This is a genomic window from Mycobacterium helveticum, assembly GCF_007714205.1.
Classification (GTDB): domain Bacteria; phylum Actinomycetota; class Actinomycetes; order Mycobacteriales; family Mycobacteriaceae; genus Mycobacterium; species Mycobacterium helveticum.
The window spans coordinates 11,491-31,140 of sequence record NZ_VMQU01000031.1; the positions used below are offsets into that span (position 1 = coordinate 11,491).

General features: G+C 69.2%; 24 protein-coding genes, 1 tRNA gene and 1 pseudogene. 12 read left to right on the top strand and 14 right to left on the bottom strand.

Annotated elements, in window-relative coordinates; genetic code table 11:
* Positions 1–9 precede the first annotated feature (9 nt).
* A complete protein-coding gene (locus FPZ47_RS30605; protein WP_425461766.1) occupies positions 10–135 on the top strand; it encodes a CDGSH iron-sulfur domain-containing protein in 126 nt (41 codons plus the stop codon).
* Here the strand turns inward: FPZ47_RS30605 and FPZ47_RS09530 are convergent.
* From FPZ47_RS09530 to FPZ47_RS09555, 6 genes are all read right to left on the bottom strand, one after another.
* Positions 132–1,151: an iron-containing redox enzyme family protein gene (locus tag FPZ47_RS09530; RefSeq protein ID WP_144950730.1), complete on the bottom strand. Its 1,020-nt coding sequence runs from the start codon at positions 1,149–1,151 to the stop codon at positions 132–134. The genes FPZ47_RS30605 and FPZ47_RS09530 overlap by 4 nt on opposite strands.
* 104 nt (positions 1,152–1,255) lie before the next feature.
* Complete coding sequence (locus FPZ47_RS09535) at positions 1,256–3,490, bottom strand: SpoIIE family protein phosphatase (RefSeq protein WP_144950728.1); 2,235 nt, start codon at positions 3,488–3,490, stop codon at positions 1,256–1,258.
* Positions 3,487–4,059, bottom strand: coding sequence for a SpoIIE family protein phosphatase (locus tag FPZ47_RS09540; protein ID WP_144950748.1), 573 nt, complete (start codon positions 4,057–4,059; stop codon positions 3,487–3,489). Before FPZ47_RS09540 ends, FPZ47_RS09535 begins: the two co-directional genes overlap by 4 nt.
* A gap of 58 nt (positions 4,060–4,117) precedes the next feature.
* A complete protein-coding gene (locus tag FPZ47_RS09545) occupies positions 4,118–4,537 on the bottom strand; it encodes an ATP-binding protein (protein WP_144950726.1) in 420 nt (139 codons plus the stop codon).
* The gene (locus FPZ47_RS09550; RefSeq protein ID WP_144950724.1) at positions 4,527–4,916 is read right to left on the bottom strand and encodes an STAS domain-containing protein; all 390 of its coding nucleotides are present in this window, start codon (positions 4,914–4,916) and stop codon (positions 4,527–4,529) included. Before FPZ47_RS09550 ends, FPZ47_RS09545 begins: the two co-directional genes overlap by 11 nt.
* A gap of 22 nt (positions 4,917–4,938) precedes the next feature.
* A complete protein-coding gene (locus tag FPZ47_RS09555) occupies positions 4,939–5,841 on the bottom strand; it encodes an STAS domain-containing protein (protein WP_144950722.1) in 903 nt (300 codons plus the stop codon).
* A gap of 192 nt (positions 5,842–6,033) precedes the next feature.
* On the opposite strand from FPZ47_RS09555, the gene FPZ47_RS09560 reads away from it, so the two are divergent.
* Both FPZ47_RS09560 and FPZ47_RS28340 read left to right on the top strand, forming a co-directional pair.
* Entirely contained in the window at positions 6,034–6,375 is a 342-nt protein-coding gene (locus FPZ47_RS09560; protein ID WP_144950720.1) for an STAS domain-containing protein, read from the top strand.
* 78 nt (positions 6,376–6,453) lie between these two features.
* Positions 6,454–6,774, top strand: coding sequence for a hypothetical protein (locus FPZ47_RS28340; RefSeq protein ID WP_168209404.1), 321 nt, complete (start codon positions 6,454–6,456; stop codon positions 6,772–6,774).
* On the opposite strand, the pseudogene FPZ47_RS29350 reads toward FPZ47_RS28340, so the two are convergent.
* A pseudogene (locus FPZ47_RS29350) lies at positions 6,700–6,861 on the bottom strand (HAD family hydrolase); the annotation flags it as partial. The gene FPZ47_RS28340 and the pseudogene FPZ47_RS29350 sit on opposite strands and share 75 nt — an antisense overlap.
* 277 nt (positions 6,862–7,138) lie before the next feature.
* On the opposite strand from FPZ47_RS29350, the gene FPZ47_RS09570 reads away from it, so the two are divergent.
* The 5 genes from FPZ47_RS09570 to FPZ47_RS09590 all read left to right on the top strand — a co-directional run bounded on the left by FPZ47_RS09570 (position 7,139) and on the right by FPZ47_RS09590 (position 9,918).
* Positions 7,139–7,435 carry a DUF4193 domain-containing protein gene (locus tag FPZ47_RS09570; protein ID WP_246133354.1) on the top strand — a complete coding sequence of 99 codons (297 nt, stop codon included), beginning with the start codon at positions 7,139–7,141 and terminating at the stop codon, positions 7,433–7,435.
* A gap of 24 nt (positions 7,436–7,459) precedes the next feature.
* Positions 7,460–7,840 carry a thiol-disulfide oxidoreductase DCC family protein gene (locus FPZ47_RS09575; RefSeq protein ID WP_144950716.1) on the top strand — a complete coding sequence of 127 codons (381 nt, stop codon included), beginning with the start codon at positions 7,460–7,462 and terminating at the stop codon, positions 7,838–7,840.
* 523 nt (positions 7,841–8,363) lie between these two features.
* Complete coding sequence (locus FPZ47_RS09580) at positions 8,364–8,615, top strand: type II toxin-antitoxin system ParD family antitoxin (RefSeq protein WP_144950715.1); 252 nt, start codon at positions 8,364–8,366, stop codon at positions 8,613–8,615.
* Positions 8,612–8,908: a type II toxin-antitoxin system RelE/ParE family toxin gene (locus FPZ47_RS09585; RefSeq protein ID WP_144950713.1), complete on the top strand. Its 297-nt coding sequence runs from the start codon at positions 8,612–8,614 to the stop codon at positions 8,906–8,908. The genes FPZ47_RS09580 and FPZ47_RS09585 overlap by 4 nt, the downstream gene beginning before the upstream one ends.
* 326 nt (positions 8,909–9,234) lie before the next feature.
* The gene (locus FPZ47_RS09590) at positions 9,235–9,918 is read left to right on the top strand and encodes a cyclase family protein (RefSeq protein WP_144950711.1); all 684 of its coding nucleotides are present in this window, start codon (positions 9,235–9,237) and stop codon (positions 9,916–9,918) included.
* Between the two features lie 386 nt (positions 9,919–10,304).
* Here FPZ47_RS09590 and FPZ47_RS09595 read toward each other — a convergent pair.
* The 3 genes from FPZ47_RS09595 to ponA2 form a co-directional block, all read right to left on the bottom strand.
* Positions 10,305–10,381: transfer RNA gene (locus FPZ47_RS09595), tRNA-Pro, on the bottom strand.
* A 158-nt stretch (positions 10,382–10,539) separates the two neighbouring features.
* Positions 10,540–11,499 carry a metallophosphoesterase gene (locus tag FPZ47_RS09600; protein WP_144950707.1) on the bottom strand — a complete coding sequence of 320 codons (960 nt, stop codon included), beginning with the start codon at positions 11,497–11,499 and terminating at the stop codon, positions 10,540–10,542.
* A 54-nt stretch (positions 11,500–11,553) separates the two neighbouring features.
* Positions 11,554–13,980 (bottom strand): transglycosylase/D,D-transpeptidase PonA2, encoded by a 2,427-nt coding sequence (gene ponA2 / locus FPZ47_RS09605; RefSeq protein WP_144950705.1) that lies wholly within the window; start codon positions 13,978–13,980, stop codon positions 11,554–11,556.
* A 362-nt stretch (positions 13,981–14,342) separates the two neighbouring features.
* Between ponA2 and FPZ47_RS09610 the strand changes: the two genes are divergently transcribed.
* On the top strand, positions 14,343–14,693 hold the full coding sequence (locus tag FPZ47_RS09610; RefSeq protein ID WP_144950703.1) for a WhiB family transcriptional regulator: 351 nt from the start codon (positions 14,343–14,345) through the stop codon (positions 14,691–14,693).
* 70 nt (positions 14,694–14,763) lie between these two features.
* Here the strand turns inward: FPZ47_RS09610 and bagB are convergent, their stop codons facing one another.
* Together bagB and bagA are read right to left on the bottom strand one after the other, a co-directional pair.
* Positions 14,764–15,909, bottom strand: a complete 1,146-nt coding sequence (bagB, locus tag FPZ47_RS09615) for an ATPase BagB (RefSeq protein ID WP_144950701.1) — start codon at positions 15,907–15,909, stop codon at positions 14,764–14,766.
* Positions 15,906–16,943 (bottom strand): ATPase BagA, encoded by a 1,038-nt coding sequence (gene bagA / locus FPZ47_RS09620; protein WP_144950699.1) that lies wholly within the window; start codon positions 16,941–16,943, stop codon positions 15,906–15,908. The genes bagB and bagA overlap by 4 nt, the downstream gene beginning before the upstream one ends.
* A gap of 65 nt (positions 16,944–17,008) precedes the next feature.
* Between bagA and sp36 the strand changes: the two genes are divergently transcribed.
* From sp36 to FPZ47_RS09635, 3 genes are read left to right on the top strand one after another with little or no spacing between them, the layout of a single operon-like run.
* Positions 17,009–17,173: a Sp36 family protein gene (gene sp36, locus FPZ47_RS09625; protein ID WP_144950697.1), complete on the top strand. Its 165-nt coding sequence runs from the start codon at positions 17,009–17,011 to the stop codon at positions 17,171–17,173.
* Positions 17,170–17,625, top strand: coding sequence for a RidA family protein (locus tag FPZ47_RS09630; RefSeq protein ID WP_144950695.1), 456 nt, complete (start codon positions 17,170–17,172; stop codon positions 17,623–17,625). Before sp36 ends, FPZ47_RS09630 begins: the two co-directional genes overlap by 4 nt.
* Positions 17,622–18,425 (top strand): MBL fold metallo-hydrolase, encoded by an 804-nt coding sequence (locus tag FPZ47_RS09635; RefSeq protein WP_425461765.1) that lies wholly within the window; start codon positions 17,622–17,624, stop codon positions 18,423–18,425. Before FPZ47_RS09630 ends, FPZ47_RS09635 begins: the two co-directional genes overlap by 4 nt.
* Here the strand turns inward: FPZ47_RS09635 and crp are convergent.
* Complete coding sequence (gene crp, locus FPZ47_RS09640; protein ID WP_144950691.1) at positions 18,422–19,096, bottom strand: cAMP-activated global transcriptional regulator CRP; 675 nt, start codon at positions 19,094–19,096, stop codon at positions 18,422–18,424. The genes FPZ47_RS09635 and crp overlap by 4 nt on opposite strands.
* Positions 19,097–19,195: 99 nt before the next feature.
* Positions 19,196–19,579, bottom strand: coding sequence for a hypothetical protein (locus FPZ47_RS09645; protein WP_144950689.1), 384 nt, complete (start codon positions 19,577–19,579; stop codon positions 19,196–19,198).
* Positions 19,580–19,650 lie beyond the last annotated feature (71 nt).

The window sequence follows — 19,650 nt, forward strand, 5'->3', positions numbered from 1 at the left end:
CGGATCGAGATGCCCGACGGCGGCGTCGTCGAGTCCGACCGGTTCATGGTGGCGGTCTGCACCTGCCGGCGCAGCGAGGACTATCCGTTGTGCGACACCAGCCATCGCAGATGCCGCCGCACGGCGCGGGGCTAGTCGACCGGCATGCGCAACGACGAGCGCCCCTGCTCCCATGCCGCCGTGACGGCGGCGGCGAAGCGGTCCTCCAGCAGCGCGTTGGCCCGCATGCCGAAGACGACGTCGGGCTCGAGTTGCGGTTGGTGCGCCACGAGATCGCCGACCACGTTGACGCGCACCACGTGTTCGTGGACCGCGTCGGCCTCGACGTGCTCGCGGTAGAACCGAACGCAGGCCGCGGGTGCGCCCATCCGCTGTAGCGCCTCGGCCATCCGCCGCGACCCCGGCGGTGAGGTGATCTCGATCGACGCGAAGTGCCCGACCGCGGCCCCGCGCAGCGCACGGTGCAACCCGAACAGCGACATCAGGTTCACCACCGCCAGCGACTCGGCCGGGACGGCGTCGAGGTAGCCCAGGTAGGCCGCGTCCAGGCCGGCGGCGGCCAGCAGGTCGGCAAACAGTTGCTGATGCAGGCGCGGCCCCTGGCCGGCGCCGTACTCGTCGTATTCGATCGCGACGAAGGCGGCCTTGGCGCCGCCCGTCAGGCGGGGGATCGCCCAGGCGTGCGGGTCGCCCTCCTTGAGGTGATACAGCGAACGGTGCACGAAGTATTCGCGCATTTGCTGCCAGGTTCCGTTGTCGCGCAGGTGATATGAGGGGCCGGTGCCGCCGGGGGGCTCCACGGTGAGCGCCTCCATCTCGGTTGCCGCGGTGCGGCCGGGTTCGATCGGCCCGACGTCGCGGCGCACGCCGGCCAGAAAGACCCGTTCGAGCTCGCCGCGCAAACCCAGCAGCGCGGGATTCCACTCCCAGCAGGGGTCGACGCCGGCGAAGCCGCGGTAGTGCAGCTCGTAGCACATGCACAGCGCGAGCTGCAGGTCCAGACCGTAGGGATCGGAATCGCGCGCCCCCGAACCGATGCGCGCCAGGCGGTCGTAGGCGGGTGGCCCGGTCAGTGCCAGGCGGACTGCCGTCGACAACGGTCCGTGCGCCGCCGGGAGGGCCGGTTCGGCGATGATCGGTGCGCGAGTCACGTCGACGGATACCCGTCACCCGCCGGAGCAAACTACCGGGGCTCCGGGCATACGATCGGGATGATGGTGGGCCTGATCAACACCGCCCGCCATCTGCAACGCGATCAGTGACCCTGCGCCGCGGCGGGCGCCGGCAGGCGGAAGTTGGCCTCGACGGTGGTCCCGTCGGCCGTGCCGTGGACCTCCATCGAGTCGCTGATCGCCCGCATCAGCAGCAGGCCGCGCCCGCTGTTCCCGGGGTGGGCGGCGGGCTGCTTCCAGGAGCCGGAATCGACGACCCGCAGCCGGATTTCCCGTTCGACGGACTCGGACTCGACCAGTATCGTCCCGTCCGCCCGCCCGCGGTAGGCGTGCTCGACGCAGTTGGTGCACGCTTCGCTGGCGACCAGCACGATGTCGGCGCCCAACGACTCCGGGACGCCGGCGCCCTCGAGCCACTCGCCGAGCCGGCGCCGGACGCCGGCCAATTGGTCTGCGCCGGAATTGGTTTCGAATCGGAACGGTGGCTGCCGGTGCCGGTAGATCACCATGGCCACATCGTCGTCAAATCCCGGTGCCGGGGCAAGTTCGCGAAGCACCGCCTCCCCGACGGCGTCCGGGGGCAACGCCGCGTTCTGTGCCAAAACCTCTGCGGCACGTGCGATTCCGACGTCTATCGACTCATGTTTGCGCTCGACCAGGCCGTCGGTGAACACCATCAGCGTCGAGCCGGCCGGCAGCGCCCGCAAGCCCTGCGGGCGGGGCGTGTCCCGGCGCACCGCGAGCGGCACCGACGCGGCGTCGGCCAGCATCGTCGTCGTTCCCGGTCCGGGGCCCACGATCACCGCGGGCATGTGGCCGGCGTTGCTGTACTCCATGATCCCGGACCCGGTGTCCAGGATGGCCACGAAGACCGTGGTGCAGTACGCGTTGGGGATCAGCGACGCCGCCAGGTCGAGCTGTTCGAGCAGCAGGGCCGGCTGGGCGCCGTTGATCAGCAGCGCGCGCGCCGAGCTGCGCAGCTGACCCATGACCGCGGCGGCCGGCAGCCCGCGGCCCACGCAGTCGCCGACCACGATGCCGATGCGGTGTTCGCCGACGGGCAGCACGTCATACCAGTCGCCCCCGATCTCCAGCGGCGGGACGGCGGGTTCGTAACGCACGGCGAAGCCGGGCGGCGGCTGGATCGGGGGCAGCATGGCGCGCTGGAGCGTCAGGGACGTCTCGCGCGCGGTCTCGAACTGGCGGACATGCTGCATGGCCAGGCTGAGGTGGCCGATGAGCACCGTGACCAGCAGCCGGTCCTCCGCGCTGACCCAGCGCGGCGAGCTCAGCTCAAGCCACAGGGCCAGGTCCGCGGAGCCGGACAGCACCGCGACCAGTCCCTGTGCCTTGCCGGGCCGGTCCGGCCGTTCGATCGGCTTGGCCGTCAGCGGCAGCTGCTGACGCGCCTGCTGGAAGGTCTGGCGGAGCCACGGATCGAGCTGGCGCCAGGACTGGGCCGGCCGGCCCGCCGCCTGGACGTTCGGTTCGCCCTCCCCGTTGGGCCATTCGACGACGAGCACGCGACGCACGTCGAGGGCCGCCCGGCATTCGTCGAGTGTGATCGACAGCAGCTCCGACACGCTCTTGGCCACGGCCACCGCCGTGGCCAGTCGCAGCACCGCGCTCTCGCGGGCCGCGAAGGCCCGTTCCGCGGTGACGTCGCGCACCGTGCCGACGTACATGTCCAGCCCATCTGGGGCTTTGCCGGAGCCGCGGACCGCGTTGATGGTCACCAGGACCCAGACAAGGTGGCCGTCCCGGTGCCGGATCGGTGTCTCGTAATGGCTGCCGCCGCTGTCGCGGACCACCGAACGTTGTTGCAGGGCAGTCTCTTTGTCGAGCAGCCAGGGGTGGGGCCACCGGTACGGCAGACCCTCGGCGGGGTACCCGACGATCTCGACCAGGGCGTGGTTCATCTCGATCACGGTCGCCTCGTGATCGGCGACGAAGAACCCCTCCTGCAGGGCGTTCACCAGGGCGGTGCGGAACTTGTCGCGGTCGGCGAGATCCTCGGCACGCGCCCGTTGTTCGGCATAGCGCCTGGTGCCGTCGAGGAATCCCCGGGTCGCGGCGTCCAGCGGCGCCAGCGTCTGCAACAGGAACTCCAGGGCGCCCGCACCGTCGACGGCGGCGGTTCGCCCCGATTCGGTGACCAGGCCGAAGTGGTGTTCGACGATGTCGAGCACGCTGATCCGCTCCTGCAGGGCGATCCGCCCGAGCTCGTGGCCCACGGCCAGGCTGTCCTCGTCGCGGGTGTCGAGGTAGGTGCGCAGCGCGGCGACGTAACGGGCGCGAAACTCGTCGGTCTTGCTCATCTGGTTGCTCCCCGGTGACGAGCAGTCAGCACCATCGCGTCGTCGGTGTCCTTGGCGTGCTCCCTCAATATATGTTCGGCGATGCCCGAGGCGCCCGCGGCGAAGTCGATCCCCTCCACGCCGTATTGGGTGATGCCGTCGCTGGCGATCACGATCAGGTCGCCGGCGCGCAGGGGCACCACCTGCGCCGGCCGGATCTCCGAAATGCGGTAGCCGACGATGCCGGCGGCCAGGCGCGCCGAGGATCGCACCTGGACGCCGCGGGCGGACCTGGCGATCAGATTGGCGGTGACGTTCCCGACCCCGGTCCAGGTCAGGGTGTTGGCCGTGAAGTCCACCCGGGCCAGGGTCATGGCGACCCCCCTGGTGCCGGCCAGCACGCGATGGCAGAGCTGCACCAGGACCTCCAGTCGTTCGGAGCGGGCGCGCCGCAGCGCCTCGGCGGCGCGCAGCGCGGGTGTCGCGGCGGCCGGGCCGTGGCCGAGGCCGTCCATCACACCGAACAACGCGGCCTCACCGTCGATGTCGATCGCGACCGCCTGGTCACCGGAGATGGTCTCTCCGGGCAGCGGGCGGCCCGCGGTGGCCCACTCGATCGGCCCGAGCCGGCCCCCGCGGTGCCAGTCGTCATGCACCGGGGGGAACCCATTTCCACATCTCGACGACCGTGCCGCAGCCGAGCACGGATTGCACCACCAGCCGGTCCATCAGCCGGCGCGCGCCCGGCAGGCCCAACCCGAGGCCGCGGCCGGTCGAGTAGCCGTCCTCCATCGCGCGCTCGACGTCGGCGATGCCGGGACCGTGGTCTTCGGCGCTGACCACCAGGGCCTTGCGGCCCTCCCGATCGGCCACCGTGACGCGGACGGTGCCGCGACCCGCGTAGCTGGTGATGTTCCGCGCGATCTCGGAGATCGCCGTGGCGATCATCGTGACGTCGGTCAGGGAGAACCCGAGGTCGAGCGCGAGCTGGTGTCCGGCTTTGCGGGCGGCCACGATGTCGTCGGGATGGTCGACGGTGACGACGACGTCGCTGGCGTCAGCCGCCACCGTCGCGCCCGATCGCCGGTTTGCCGGGCCGCAGCTGCCGATGCAGCAGAGAAAGACCCTCCTCGAGGTCGAGGGCGGTGGTCATGTCGTCGAACGCCAGCCCCAGCTGGACCATCGCGAAGGCCACCTCGGGCTGCAGGCCCACGATCACGGTGTCGGCGCCGCGCAGCCGGGTCATCAAGGCGATGGTCTGCAGCGACCGGGCCGCGAACGAGTCCATCACGTCGATGGCGGTGACGTCGACGATGATGCCCTGCGCGCGGTACCGGCTGACCTGCTCCATCAGGTCGTGGCGCAGACGTTCGGTGTCGGAGTCGGACAGCGCCGCCTGCACCGTGGCGATGAGAATCGCCCCCTGTTTCAGGATCGGTACCGGCATGGGCCCCTCGCGCCGGCCGGGCTCACCCGGCCTGCTCCCCGGCGCGGGTGACTTCGTAGCCGAGGAGCCGTTCGGCCTCCTCGATGCCGCCCTGCAGGTCGCCGACGGCGTTCATCTTCGACAGGTCCAGCCCGATCGTCACCAGCGTCAGCGCGATCTCCGAGGACAGCCCGGTGATGATCACGCTCGCCCCCATCAGGCCGGACGCGTCGACGGTCTGCACCAGGTGGTTGGCCACCGTCGAGTCGATGGTGGGCACACCGGTGATGTCGATGACCACCACCTTGGCGCGGTTGGCGCGGATGGCTCGCAGCAGTTGCTCGGTGACCTGGCGGGCACGCTGGCTGTCCAGCACCCCGATGATCGGCAGGATCAGCAGCTGTTCGCGAACCTGCAGCACCGGCGTGGAAAGCTCGCGGATCGCCTCCTGCTGCTGGCGGATGATGCGCTCGCGTTCCTGCACGAAGCTGACGGCCACGGTGTTGGCGATGCGGTTGGCCGCCGGCTCGTAGGCGTCGAGCACCCGGTTGAGCATCTCGAAGTTGCTTTGGTACTTCTTGAACAGGGAGCGGGCCAGCACGTCGCGCAGCAACAGGACGATGCCGATGACCTCGTCGGTCTCCACGCCCCGCGGGATGATGCGTTCGGACAGGTCGCGCGCGTAGGCCTGCAGCGCCTCGACGCTGCCGGTCTCGAGCACCTCGACGTAGTTGTCGTAGACGGCGGTCGCTTCGCCGAACAGCTCGTCCGGTGTCATCGCGGTGAGCAGTTCCGCCTCGGTGATCCTGCGGGCCCACTCCTCGCGCAGAATGGTGCGGTTCTGGCGCAGGTGCTGGACCAGTTGCGGCAGCAGGCCGTCGCTGGAGATGCTCACCGGCGGGGCGGTGGTGGCGGGGCCGGGAACAACCGATGGAGATTCTGACATCTTTCCTCCTGATGCCCTCCCAGTGCCGCACGCCGCGGTGCGAGCATCCTCGTGCGAGACTAGCGTGGATTGCTGCGGGGCAGGCGCTGAGGGCGCCTTCTTCTCGCTGTTCGCGCGGGGGGTTACGCTTGCACCACAGTTATGGCCCGGGACGAAGGATCGCCATTGTCAGCTCCTGATTCGATTACCACGATGGTTGCGGACCATGATGGGGTGTCCGTGGTCAGTGTGAGCGGCGAGGTCGATCTGGTCACCGCTCCGGCCCTGGAACGAGCCATCGGCGCGGTGGTTGCCGGGGGTCCGACGGCGCTCGTCATCGATCTTTCCGCGGTGGAGTTCCTCGGTTCGGTGGGGCTGAAGATTCTCGCCGCGACCTACGAGAAGCTCGGCAAGTCCGCCGACTTCGGTGTGGTCGCGCGCGGCCCGGCAACCCGGCGGCCGATCCATCTGACCGGTCTGGACAAGACGTTCCCCCTGTATCCCACGCTGGATGACGCGTTGACCGCGGTGCGGGACGGCAAGCTCAACCCCTGAAACGGCGGCGTTTGGACGGCCGCGTGTGCGGTTATCCGCCGTGGCAGGGGGCCGGAACGTTGGAAGGGCCCGGAGACCATGAAGATCCGCCGTCTCGCCACGTACGGTCCGCCGGTCGGCGCCGTGACATGCTGCCTGCTCGCAGGTGTGGTCTGCGCCCCGTCGGCGGCAGCCGCACCGCGGGTGACCACCGCCTACCTGCGGCCACACGAGCAGGCCGCGGTCAGCCTGCGCGACTATGTCCGGACGCACCCGCAGCAGTACAACGACCTGCGCGGCCCCATGGCGCCGGTCGCGGCGCGGAACTGCCGGCCGCCCTCGGCGACCCTCGGCCAGGGCCGCGACGCGGGTGGATTCGAGGTTGTCCAGCAGGTCCTGCGCGTCGGCGAAGACGGGTGAGGCGCCGGCCTCTCGCAGCTCCGCGCGCGAGATGCCGCCACACAGCACGCCGACGCAGGGCAGGTTCGCCCCCGCCGCGGCGTTGGCATACCCATCGCAGGTTGACACCGGCGACCGGGCAACCTGTTTGGCTCCCGCGGTGTTTGGCTCCCGCGCCGACGGGTGGACGCGGATCGGTGGCCCTGGCCCGGGTGTCGCACGGGCACCGCCGGCGCTGCCGCGTCGCGCCGCCGGAGGAGGGCATGCAGATTTTTCGAATTCACGGGTGTGACCGGTGGTCCAACGGGGTAATGCATGAGCCACGGGTGGTGAGTACAGGAAAGTGCGTCAACCCGCCAGCGACGAGAAGGGGATGGCCATGGCGATCGCAAGCGATTACGACGCGCGTCGCGTCACAGACACCGAGAGTTCCGACATCGGCTCGCTCCGCGAGCTGGCAACCACCCTGCCGGAGAGGTCGACCGCCGTCGTCGACCAGGATCCCAACGATGTGCACTTCTTCGAGGTGCCGGGCGCGGACCTGTCCGCCGAGGAGTTGTCGATCACGGTGATCCCGCAGCAGGCCGACGAGTTCACCTGCTCCAGCTGCTTCCTGGTGCAGCACCGCAGCCGGTTGCGCAACTCCGGCCCGGGGGGTGCGATCTGCGCCGACTGCGTCTGACGGCATCGCCGTAGACTCGGGGCAATGGACGGCATCCTGGTTTTCGACGGGCGGTGCGGCATGTGCACCCGGGCGGCCGGGCGGCTGGCCCGCCTCGACCGGACCGGCCGGCTCCAGATCGAACCGTTTCAGGCTCCGGGCATGGCCGAGCGCCTGGGCGTTCCCGGCGACCGGCCGCCCGAGTCGGCGTGGTGGCTGGACTCCTCGGGTGCCGTCTCCGCGGGGGCCCGGGCCATCAACTCGGCCCTGTCCGCGGCGCTCGGGACACCGATACCGTTGTGGGTCTACCGGATTCCGGGGATCGGCGCCGCGCAGGACGCCGCCTATCGCTGGATCGCCGCCCATCGCTACCGCTTCCGCGGGGTCACACCGCTGTGTGAGGCCGAACCGCAGCGCTGCGGGTAGGCCGGTGGGCAGCCGAAAACTCAGTCGTGCAACGCCTTTCATGCCCCGTCGGGTTGCGCGTGCGCCGCGTTCCGGCGGTTCTGCAAGGCCTCCCGCCTGGCCGCCGCGGCGCGCTTACGGATGGTTCGGGCCAGGTCGCGGTTTTGGCGGGCGCGGGTGATGGCATTGCCGAGTTCCATTGGTGCGACTGACGTTTCGACCGCGCGCTGGACGGCACGCACCCGATGGGACTTCTGTCGGCAGGCGTTGGAGCAATAGCGCGCGTCGCCGCGGGCGGGGAAGGTGGTCCTGCACTCCGCGCACTCTAACCGTGCAGCCGTCACAACGGCATGTTACAGCTGTCCGTGGCAGTCGCGGGGTCTCGACGCGAAACCGGTTGTTTACAACGGCTGTCGAGGCAGGCCGGCACCCCGGTGATCTTGACGGACGCACCCGCCGACAGTCCACTGACGGCGAGATTTGAGACCGCCCCAGCGCACGGTCATGCGGTGAGGACGGTACCAATAGTTGGTACAGTGAGTTCGTGGGCAAGAACACCTCCTTCAGTCTCGACGAGCACTACAGCGCCTTCATCACCGGCGAGATTGCCGCGGGCCGCTATCGGTCGGCCAGTGACGTCATCCGCACCGCATTGCGGCTGCTTGAAGACCGCGAAACTCAGCTGCGGGCATTGCGCGATGCCCTCGAGGCCGGCGAACGCAGCGGCAGTTCGACACCGTTCGACTTCGACGCCTTCCTCGATCGCAAGCGGGCTCAAGTACCGCATGGCCAGTGAAAGGCCGATACCTTCTCTCACCTGCCGCGCAAGCAGATCTGGAACAAATCTGGGACTACACCCACGACCGTTGGCGCGTTGACCAGGCCGAGGACTACTTGCGCGAACTTCAACGCGCCGTCAACCGCATCGCGGCAAACCCGCGGATCGGTCGAGCCTGCGACGAGATCCGCCCCGGCTACCGCAAGCTTGCCGCCGGTTCACACACGCTGTTCTACCGGGTGACCGCCGAGGACGTCATCGACGTCGTGCGCATCCTGCACCAACGTATGGACGTTGACCACCACCTCTGACCTTCTACGCAGGAGCTGAAGACGTCCCGATTGTCTAGTAATGAGAACACCACGAAGGCCCCCCAAGGCGCTGGGGCCTGGCACTTCGGTAGTACGGTGGCGGGCGCCTCATCTAGCGACCACGGAAGGTCAGTGATCCCTTCTCCGACACCCCCGCTGAGTAACGGGCGGGGCATCTGTTTAAGCTCAACTGTCATCGCTGGTTACTACCGTGGCAGCGTGTGGCGTCATCGGTCGGATGGAGGCCAGACGATCCTTGGAGCATCCCCGGCAAGGGCCACGCCCGGGCGGTTGAGTTCCTCTCTAGGTTTGTGTAGGACCGCACCATGATCGACCTGACGATGCCAATTCGGGAAAACGACGGCCGCTACACCTCTCGAAATACTTTCTACCCCGAGCCGCATACGTTCGAGGAGCATGGCGTTCAATCCTCGACGTTCAAAATGTTTGCGCACTTTGGGACACACGTGGACGCGCCGCGTCACTTCATCCAAGGTGGCGACACCATTGATGAGATACCGCCTCAGCGACTGATGGGCCGTGGAGCCGTCTTCGACCTCTCCGATTTTCGGAACTACCGCCCGATCGACGCTGACAACCTGGCTGAACGTGACCCCGGACTAGCGGCGAATGACATCGCGATCCTGCGCACCGACTGGACGGACCGCATGTGGGGAGCACCGGAGTTTTTGACCGCAGCACCCTTCCTGACCGGCGATGGCGCGCGCTGGCTGGTTGACCATGGTGTTAAGGCGGTTGTCTATGACTTCCCCGAGGAAGAGATCGTCCGCAAGGACCCCTGGGACGGCAAGGACGCTGTTGTCCACCACACGATCTTGGGCAACGACATCTACAACATCGAATACGTTGTAAACCTTTACCGTATTGCGGAGCCGTTCGTAGGCCTTATAGCAACGCCGCTTCCTCTGGTCAACCTCGACGGCTCGCCGGCAAGAGTGCTCGCGTTCGAGGGTGGCGAGGCGATCTCATTCTTCGCATCGATTTCGTAATCCGTTGTGCCGACGTGGTCCTCACGGCGCAAGCCGCGATCGGACCCAATAAAGTGGCCCGGACCGGGCCTGCTGAATCTGTCAACCTGAATGAGGCACCGTTGCGCGGTATTTACCGAGCGTCCTCCTCTGGTCGTCCGGGTCGGTTGATCCACGAGACTTCGGGGATCGTCGGCGGTTCGGGCGGTTTGCGGACGAACCGTTCCGGGTGTGCGGCGTAGGCGGCGTCGAGTACGTCGGCACGCTTGTCGCGGACTGCCTCGGCCAGGCCGTAGTGGACGTCAACGCCGGTACACAAGCCGCCGGCGCTTCGGACGGATGCGCGAGCCAGTTCCTGATACCGGGCAGCACCGACCGTGTTGCTGCCGGTGGGAACCCTGTTTTCCTGGTCGGGGTGGCGGGATTCGAACCCACGGCCTCTTCGTCCCGAACGAAGCGCGCTACCAAGCTGCGCCACACCCCGTGTGAAGCCACGACAGCGTATCGCACCGGCCCGTCCGCTGGCCAAATGGCCTGCCGCGGAACCAACAGAGGCGCACGCCCGCAGAGACGAGCGTCCGGACTCGGCCAGCGCCGCGGCGGCGCCGGGAGCGGCTCGGACCGCGATCCGGGTCCGCTCGGTCAACGCATCGAGGCCGCGGGCAGGGAGCGCCCGACGTCGCTGGTCGCGTCCCGGCCTCCCATCGGGGCGGAGATCAGCGTCAGCAGGGTGGCTTCGGGCCTGCAGCAGAAGCGCACGGGCGCGAACGGGGAGGTCCCGATCCCCGCCGAGACGTGCAACTGCATGGTGGCACCCCACCGGGACGGTCCCTTCGCGCGGGAGCGGTCCAGGCCGCAGTTGGTCACCAGCGCGCCGTAGAACGGCAGGCACAGCTGCCCGCCGTGGGTGTGGCCCGCCATGACCAACTGGTAGCCGTCGGCGGCGAAGCGGTCCAGCACCCGCGGCTCGGGGGAGTGCGTCAGACCGAGCCGCAGGTTGGCGGCGGGGCCGGCCGGGCCCGCGATCGTGTCGTAGCGGTCCCGGTCGATGTGCGGGTCGTCGACGCCCGCGGCGGCGACGTGCAGGCCGGCCACCTCGAACTCGCGCCGCGTGTGGGTGAGGTCGAGCCAGCCGCGCTCGGTGAACGCCGCCCGCAGGTCCTGCCAGGGCAGTGGCTCACCGCGGACCCGGTGCGACGGGTTCCCCAGGTAGTTCAGCGGGTTCTTCAGGCGCGGCCCGAAGTAGTCGTTGCTGCCGAAGACGAACACGCCCGGCCGCGACAGCAGGTCCCCCAGCGCCTGGACGACCGCGGGCACCGCCTTGGGGTGCGCCAGGTTGTCGCCGGTGTTGACCACCAGGTCGGGCTCCCAGCCGGACAGCTCGCGCAACCAGGCCTGCTTGCGGCGCTGGTTCGGCACCATGTGGAGGTCGCTGATGTGCAGCACCCGCAGCGGCGTGGAGCCCGGGCTCAACACGGGCATAGTGATCTCGCGCAGGACGAAGGCGTTGCGCTCGACGACCGCCGCGTAACCGATGCCGGCGACCGCCGAGCCGACCGCCGCGACGCCGGTGCGTATCAGGACGGGCAAAACGTCAGCCATGAAGGCAGCCTACTGCCGCTCCCGGGACGGCAGCGCATTCCGGGGCCGCGGCGTCTACGGGGGCGGTGCGCCCGGCGGCGGCGGTGGGGCCAGCAACGGAATGGTGATCGGCGGCAGGCCCGGGATCTCCACGACCTGCGACCCGATCGGCACGGGCGCGCCCTCCGGCGGCGGCGGTGGCGCCGGAGGAATGCCGTTGCTGATCTGGATCGTGATGATCGAACCCGGGATCGTCTGGCCGCTGGGCGTGGTCCCGACGACCTCCCCGTACTCGGCGGAACTGTTCACCGAGGCGGTCTGGTCGGCGACGCGGAAACCCGCGTCCTTGAGGCGCTGGCGGGCTGCGTCGACCTTCAGCCCCGCCACGCTCGGCACCCGCGACGCGGGGGAGCCGTCGACGTAGCGGGGATCGGTCGGCGGCAGGTGCACGTCGCCGAACATGGTGGCGATCGGCTTCATCGCCGTGAACCAGGTGCGCGCCGGCTCGTTACCGCCGTACAGGTCGCCCTCGCTGCAGTGGCGCAGCGGCGACGAGCACAGGTCCGTCGGGTTGGTGGAGTCGTCGTAGATGTAGTTCGCCGCCGCGTAGTGGTTGGTGAAACCCACGAAGCCCGACGAGCGGTGCGCCTCGGTGGTGCCCGTCTTGCCGGAAACCGGCAGGTCCCAGCCCGCCGCGCCGGCCGAACCGGACGCCGTGCCGCCCCCCAGCGCGTCCTTGCTCAACGCGTTGGCCAGCGTGTTAGCCAGCCCTTCGGGCACCACCCGGTCGCACGTCTCGGTGGTGACGGACACCTCGTTGCCGTGGCGGTCGATCAGCTTGTCGATCGGACTCGGCGGGCACCACACGCCGCCGGAGGCCAGGGTGGCCGCGACGTTGGACAGCTCGAGCGCGTTCACCTCGATCGGGCCCAGCGTGAACGAACCGATGTTCTGCCGCTTGATGAAGTCGGCCAGGCTCTCGTTGCTGTCGGGGTTGTAGTCGCGTGCGGTGCCCGGCTCGGCGTAGGACCGCAGCCCGAGCTTGATGGCCATGTCGACGGTGGGCGTCACGCCGACCTGCTGGATCAGCTTGGCGAACGCGGTGTTGGGCGAGGTGGCCAGCGCGTCCGTCACGTTCATCGAGCCGCGGTAGTTGGCGGCGTTGATCACGCACCAGGTGTCCTTGGGGCACCCCTTGGCCCCGCCGCTGCCCATGCCCTTGGCCTGGAACCGGCCCGGCACCTCGAGGGTGGCGTTGATGCCCATGCCCATGTCCAGTGCGGCGGCCGTGGTGAAGATCTTGAACACCGACCCGGCGCCATCGCCGACCAGCGAGAACGGCTGCGGCCGCATGGTCTCGCCCGCGTCGATGTCCAGCCCGTACTTGCGGTTGCTGGCCATCGCCATCACCTTGTGGGAGTCCTTGCCGGGCCTGATCACGCTCATCACGCTGGAGATGCCCGGCAGGTTCGGGCTGGCGAACTTGTCGATGGCCGACTTGACCGGGGTCTGCACGTCCGGGTCCAGCGTGGTGCGGATGGTGTAGCCGCCGCGGGCCACCTGCTCCTTACTGATCCCGGCGCGCGACAGGTACTCCTGGACGTAGTCGCAGAAGAACGCGCGGTCACCGGCGGCGATGCAGCCGCGCGGCAGCTCGTTGGGCTGCGGCAGCACCCCCAGCGGCGTCGCCTTGGCGGCGCGCAGGGCGGCGGCCTCCTGCGGGATGTTCTCGATCATGGTGTCCAGGACCAGGTTCCGCCGGGCCAGGGCGCCCTCGGGATTGGTGTAGGGGTTGAGCGTGCTGGTGGACTGCACCATGCCCGCCAGCAGCGCCGCCTGCTGCCAGTTCAATTCGGAGGCGTTGATGCCGAAATAGGTCTGCGCAGCGTCCTGCACGCCGAAGGACCCGTTGCCGAACGACACGAGGTTGAGGTACCGGGTCAGGATCTCCGGCTTGGTGAAGGTCTTGTCGAGCGTGAGCGCCATCCGGATCTCGCGCAGCTTGCGCGCCGGGGTGGTCTCGACGGCCGCGCGCTTCTCCGCGTCGGTCTGGGCCGTCACCAGCAGCTGGTAGTTCTTCACGTACTGCTGCTCGATGGTCGAGCCGCCGCGGGTGTCGACGTCGCCGCGCGCATACCCGGCCAGCCCGGTCAGCGTGCCCTTCCAGTCCACCCCGTTGTGCTCGGCGAAGCGCTTGTCCTCGATCGACACGATCGCGAGCTTCATCGTGTTGGCGATCCTGTCGCCGGGCACCTCGAACCGGCGTTGCGAGTACAGCCAGGCAATGGTGTTGCCCTTCGTGTCGACCATCGTCGAGACCGCCGGCACCTCACCCTCGAGGAGCTGCGCCGACCCGTTGGCGACCACTTCGGAGGCGCGGTTGGACATCAGGCCGACACCGCCGGCCACCGGGAACATCAGGGCGGTGGCGACCACACTGGCCAACAGGCAGAATCCGGCAAGCTTGAGAACCGTGAGGCCTGCTGGCGGGCGGTCTGGCATGCGTACTAGAGTAGCGGGCCGCGGTCACCCCGACCCCCGGTCGCGCCGGCAGAACCACCGAACAGGCCCGTGACCAGCGACGTTGTCCCCGCCTCGGGCGATATCCGCGCCGGCTTCACCGGGTGGCCGGGCCCGCCGGGGTGCGCCATGCTACGTGGGGCCCTAGGCTACCGACCAGGACGGCACGCGCGTCCCAAAAAAAGCGTTATGAGACTGTTGCGCAATTGCCACCTCACCACCTAACTTATACACACGGTGAGATTCAGCTAACACCACTGTGCACAGTGTGGCGTAGACCGCAGTCGGGTCTGCACCCGAGGAGGTCGGTCGCGAAGGGCGGCCGGGCAGGAAGGGAACGACTCGTGTCAGGAACACGGCCCGCCGCGCGTCGAACGAACATTGCGGCTGCACAAGGCGTACTCCGCAGTGTCGATGCCGAAGAACGGATTACCTGGGTTTCGAAAGCGCTGTGCCGGACCACCGATCCCGACGAACTCTTCGTCCGGGGCGCCGCCCAGCGCAAGGCCGCGGTGATCTGCCGGCACTGCCCGGTGATGCAGGAGTGCGGCGCGGACGCGCTGGACAACAAGGTCGAGTTCGGCGTGTGGGGCGGCATGACGGAGCGTCAGCGCCGGGCTCTGCTCAGGCAGCACCCCGACGTCGTGTCCTGGGCGGAATTCTTCGACAAGCGCCGCAACCGCAGCGTCGGCTGACCCCTTCCATTGCCGGCCGACCCTGTGCGCGGGTCCAACTGTGCGCGGGTCCAACAGGGAGCGCTGACCGTCACGCCGCCGCGGCGGTGAGCTGGTCGGCAAGCGCGCGCAACGCCTCGAGGTCCGACACGTCGAACGGCAACGACGGCACTCCCACGATCGGCACGTGCGGGTTGGCCCCGGTGAATCGCGACAGCAGCCGCACCTCGCGCTTGGCGGTTTGCGCCCGGTCCGCGTGAATCCGCAGGACGGCCGCCGCCAGCGCGGCAGCCTCCGAATCCTGCCCCGCACCGAGGGCTGCCTCCAGCGTCTCGCTGCCGTCGACGGCCCGCTCGACGGGCAGCGAACACAGCATCGGGTGGGTGCGGTTCAGGACCAGCCCGGCCAGCGGCATGCTCTCCTGTGACAGCCGGTCCACGAAGAACGCCGCCTCGCGCAGCGCGTCGGGTTCGGCCGCCGAGATCACCACGAACTGCGTCCCCCGCCGTTTGAGCAGCGCGTAGGTGCGCTCGGCCTTCTCCCGGAACCCGCCGAATGTGGCGTCCAGTGACTGCACGAATGCGGCGGCGTCGCCGAGCATCTGGGAACCGAGCACGGTGGAGAGCGCTTTCATCGCCAAACCCATTGCACCGGTTACCAATCGGCCGATGCCCCGGCCGGGCGCGAGCAGCAGCCGCCACAGCCTGCTGTCCATGAAGCTGCTCAGCCGCTTCGGCGCGTCCAGGAAGTCCAGTGCGTTGCGCGACGGGGGCGTGTCGACCACAACCAGGTCCCAGCGGTCCTGGCCCAGCAGCTGCCCCAGCTTTTCCATCGCCATGTACTCTTGCGTGCCGGCCAGCGACGTGGCGACGGTCTGGTAGAACTGGTTGTTCAAGATCGACTGCGCCCGTTCGGGTCCGGAGTACTGGATCACCATCTCGTCGAACGTGCGGCGCATGTCGAGCATCATCGCGTGCAGCTCGCCGGTGAACTCGGGAGCCAGCGGCACCCGCTGCGGGACGTTGCCGAGTTCGTTGACGCCCAGCGCTTGTGCCAGCCGCTTGGCCGGGTCGATCGTCAAAACGCAGACGTTGCGGCCATATTCGGCCGCACGCAATGCCAGCGCGGCGGCCGTGGTGGTCTTGCCGACGCCGCCGGCGCCGCAGCACACCACGACGCGGTTCGACATGTCGGACAGGATCGCCTTCATGTCAAGGACTGTCGGTGTGACGCTCATCGAACCCCCTGTTGGGCAAGCGATTCCGAAAGCTCGTACAGGCTGCCGAGGTCCACGCCGTCGGAGATCGCCGGCAATTCGAGCCGGGGCACGTGAAGGGCTTCGAGTTGTTGGGCGCTCTCGGCGCGCGCGCTGATCCGGGTCGCGTGCTCGATGGTCTCGGTGAGCAGGCCGGCGAAGTCGGCGTCGCCGAGCGTGATCCCGGCGATCTCGAGGCCGGCCCGAACCGAGTCCGCGTCGACCGCCCCCTCGGCGGCCTTGGCGAGGTCGCGCGGCTCCAGGTACGCCGGGATGTTGCGGTTCACGATCACGCTGCCGATCGGCAGCGCCAGCTCCGCGAGCTCCTCGATGGCTTCCAGCGTTTCCTGCACCGGCAGCGCCTCCAGCAGGGTGACCAGGTGGATCGCGGTCTGGTCGGAGTGCAGCAACTTGACCACGCCCTCGGCCTGCGAGTGCACCGGCCCGCCCTTGGCCAGGTCGGACACGGCCTTGGTGACGTCCAGGAAGCGCGCGATGCGGCCCGTCGGCGGTGAGTCCACCACCACCGCGTCGTACACCGGGGTCCTGCCCCCCTTGTTCACGCGCACCACCGACTCCTTGATCTTTCCGGTGAGCAGCACGTCGCGCAGGCCGGGGGCGATCGTCGTCGCGAACTCGATGGCACCGATGCGGCGCATCGCCCGGCCCGCGATGCCGAGGTTGTAGAACATGTCCAGGTATTCCAGGAACGCCGCCTCGATGTCGATCGCCAGCGCGTTGACCTGGCCGCCGCGCTCGGCCGTCGCGATCTTGAGCTCCTGGTACGGCAGGGGCGGGACGTCGAACAACTGCGCAATCCCCTGCCGGCCCTCGACTTCGACGAGCAGCACCTTGCGACCGCCCGCGGCCAGGGTCAGCGCCAGTGCGGCCGCCACCGTCGACTTGCCGGTGCCGCCTTTGCCGGTGACGAAATGCAAGCGGGCCTTGGACAGGCGCGCCGTCCAGCCCACGGAACTACCGCCGCGGACACCGGGGGCGCCGGAAGTGGTTGCCACCTTCGCATGCTAGCCCGAGCGACTCCGGCCCCCCGCAGATCGGGGTGGACCGATAGGCTCACGCCATGAGTCAACCGACCGCGTGGGAGTACGTAACGGTGCCGCTGCTGACGCACGCCACCAAACAGATCCTGGACCAATGGGGCGCCGACGGCTGGGAGCTGGTGTCGGTGCTGCCCGGGCCCACCGGCGAGCAGCATGTCGCGTATCTGAAGCGCCCCAAGGGATGAGTGCCTCGGCCCGGCTCGACCAACTCGGCGTCACGCTGCCCGAGGTGGTGACGCCGCTGGCCGCCTACGTACCGGCGGTGCGGACGGGAAACCTCGTCTACACGGCGGGCCAGCTGCCGATGGAGGCGGGCAAGCTGGCCGGGACCGGCAAGGTCGGCGCCGAGGTCACCCCCGAGGAGGCGAAGGCGATGGCGCGGGTCTGCGCCCTCAACGCGCTGGCGGCCGTGCATGCGCTGGCCGGCATCGACGCGGTGACCCGGGTGGTCAAGGTGGTCGGGTTCGTCGCGTCCGCGGCGGGCTTCAACGGCCAGCCGGGCGTGGTCAACGGGGCCTCCGAACTGCTCGCCGAGGTGTTCGGCGACAGCGGCGCGCATGCACGTTCGGCGGTCGGCGTGTCGGAGTTGCCGCTGGACGCGCCGGTCGAGGTCGAACTGATCGTGGAGGTGGCCTGACGGCCGCGACCGGGGCGCACGAGCCGCTGACCCATCCCGCCTACCGGCGGTTGCGGGCGGTCACCGACACGGCTTCGGTGCTGTTGGCCGACAACCCCGGGCCGCTGACGCTCGAGGGCACCAACACGTGGGTGCTGGGCGGCCCCGGCAGCGACGAGCTGGTGATCGTCGACCCGGGTCCCGACGACGACGAGCACATCGCCCGCATCGCCGCGCTGGGCCGCGTGGCGCTGGTGCTGATCAGCCACCGCCACGGCGACCACACCGACGGCATCGACAAGCTGGTCGAGCTGACCGGCGCGACGGTCCGTTCGGCCGGCAGCGGCTTCCTGCGCGGGCTCGGCGGCGAGCTCACCGACGGCGAGGTGATCGACGCGGCGGGGCTGCGGATCACGGTGCTGGCCACCCCCGGCCACACCGCCGACTCGCTGACGTTCGTGCTCGACGACGCGGTGCTGACGGCCGACAGCGTGCTGGGGCGCGGCACCACCGTCATCGACAAGGAGGACGGCAGCCTGCGCGACTACCTGGAGTCGTTGCGGCGGCTGCGCGGTCTGGGCCGGCGCACGGTGCTGCCCGGGCACGGGCCGGAGCTGGCCGACCTGGAAGCCGCCGCGTCGGGCTACCTGATGCATCGCCGGGAGCGCCTCGAGCAGGTGCGCGCCGCGTTGCGCGAGCTGGGCGAGGACGCCAGCGCGCGCCGGGTCGTCGAACACGTCTATGTCGACGTCGACGAGAAGCTGTGGGACGCGGCCGAATGGTCCGTCCAGGCGCAGCTGGACTACCTGCGGACTCCCTAGCGCGCTCGGCGGGCCAGCCGCTCGGAATCCGCGATGAGCACGCTCTTGCCCTCCAGGCGGATCCAGCCGCGGTGGGCGAAGTCGGCCAGCGCCTTGTTCACCGTCTCGCGGGACGCGCCCACCAGCTGGGCGATCTCCTCCTGGGTCAGGTCGTGGGTGACCCGCATGGCACCGCCCTCCTGCGTGCCGAATCGCTGGGCCAGCTGCAACAACTGCTTGGCCACCCGTCCGGGCACGTCGGTGAAAATGAGGTCGGCCAGGTTGTTGTTGGTCCGGCGCAGGCGCCGGGCCAGCACGCGCAGCAGCTGTTCGGCGATCTCGGGCCGGTCGGCGATCCACGCCCGCAGCGCGTCGCGGTCCATCGAGACCGCGCGCACCTCGGTGATGGTGGTCGCGCTCGACGTCCTGGGCCCGGGGTCGAAGATCGAGAGCTCGCCGAACATGTCCGACGGGCCCATGATGGTCAGCAGGTTCTCCCTGCCGTCCGGTGACCGGCGGCCGATCTTGACCTTGCCGGCGATGATGATGTACAGCCGGTCGCCGGGTTCTCCCTCGGCGAAGACCGTGTGTCCGCGGGGGAAGTCGACGGGTTGCAGTTGCTTCGTCAACGCGGCGACCGCGCCGGGCTCGACCCCTTGGAAGATTCCTGCCCTTGCCAGGATCTCGTCCACGTTGCCCTCTTCAGCTTTCCAACGATGTGATGTAGACAGGCTAACCTCTTGCTCGCGTCGTGAGTCTAGAGGCGCACCGGAGTGTTCAACGTGCCAACGCTACACACGCTTGACACGTCCAGGGGTCGTAAATTGCGGATTGCCGCGTGGATCGGAGTGTCGCGGCGTGGGCGACACCACCTCGCCCATGTGGGAGAAGTCGGCGGCGTACGTCGGCGCGGCGTGACGCGCCCCGGCCGCCGGGGCTTGTGGTCGTCGCTGCTCCCGGCGCCCGTGCAGGTGTTCCAGCGCCTCGGGCATGCCCTCGCGGGCCGGCGTGTGCATGTCCATGGCCCCGGCGGACTCCGTGAACTCGTCGACCGCGGCGGCCGCGACCGGCCCGTGCGACAGGTCGCGTTCGAGCCGCCCGAGGCCGAACGCCGCCAGCATCAGCAGCCCCGGAACGCAGGCCACCAGCAACCATGACACAGCGAGAGTAAACATGGCCTTGCCTCAACACGAGGTCTCGGCGAGGTCACGAAATCAGTACTCTGTCGTAGGTGACAGCGGCAGAG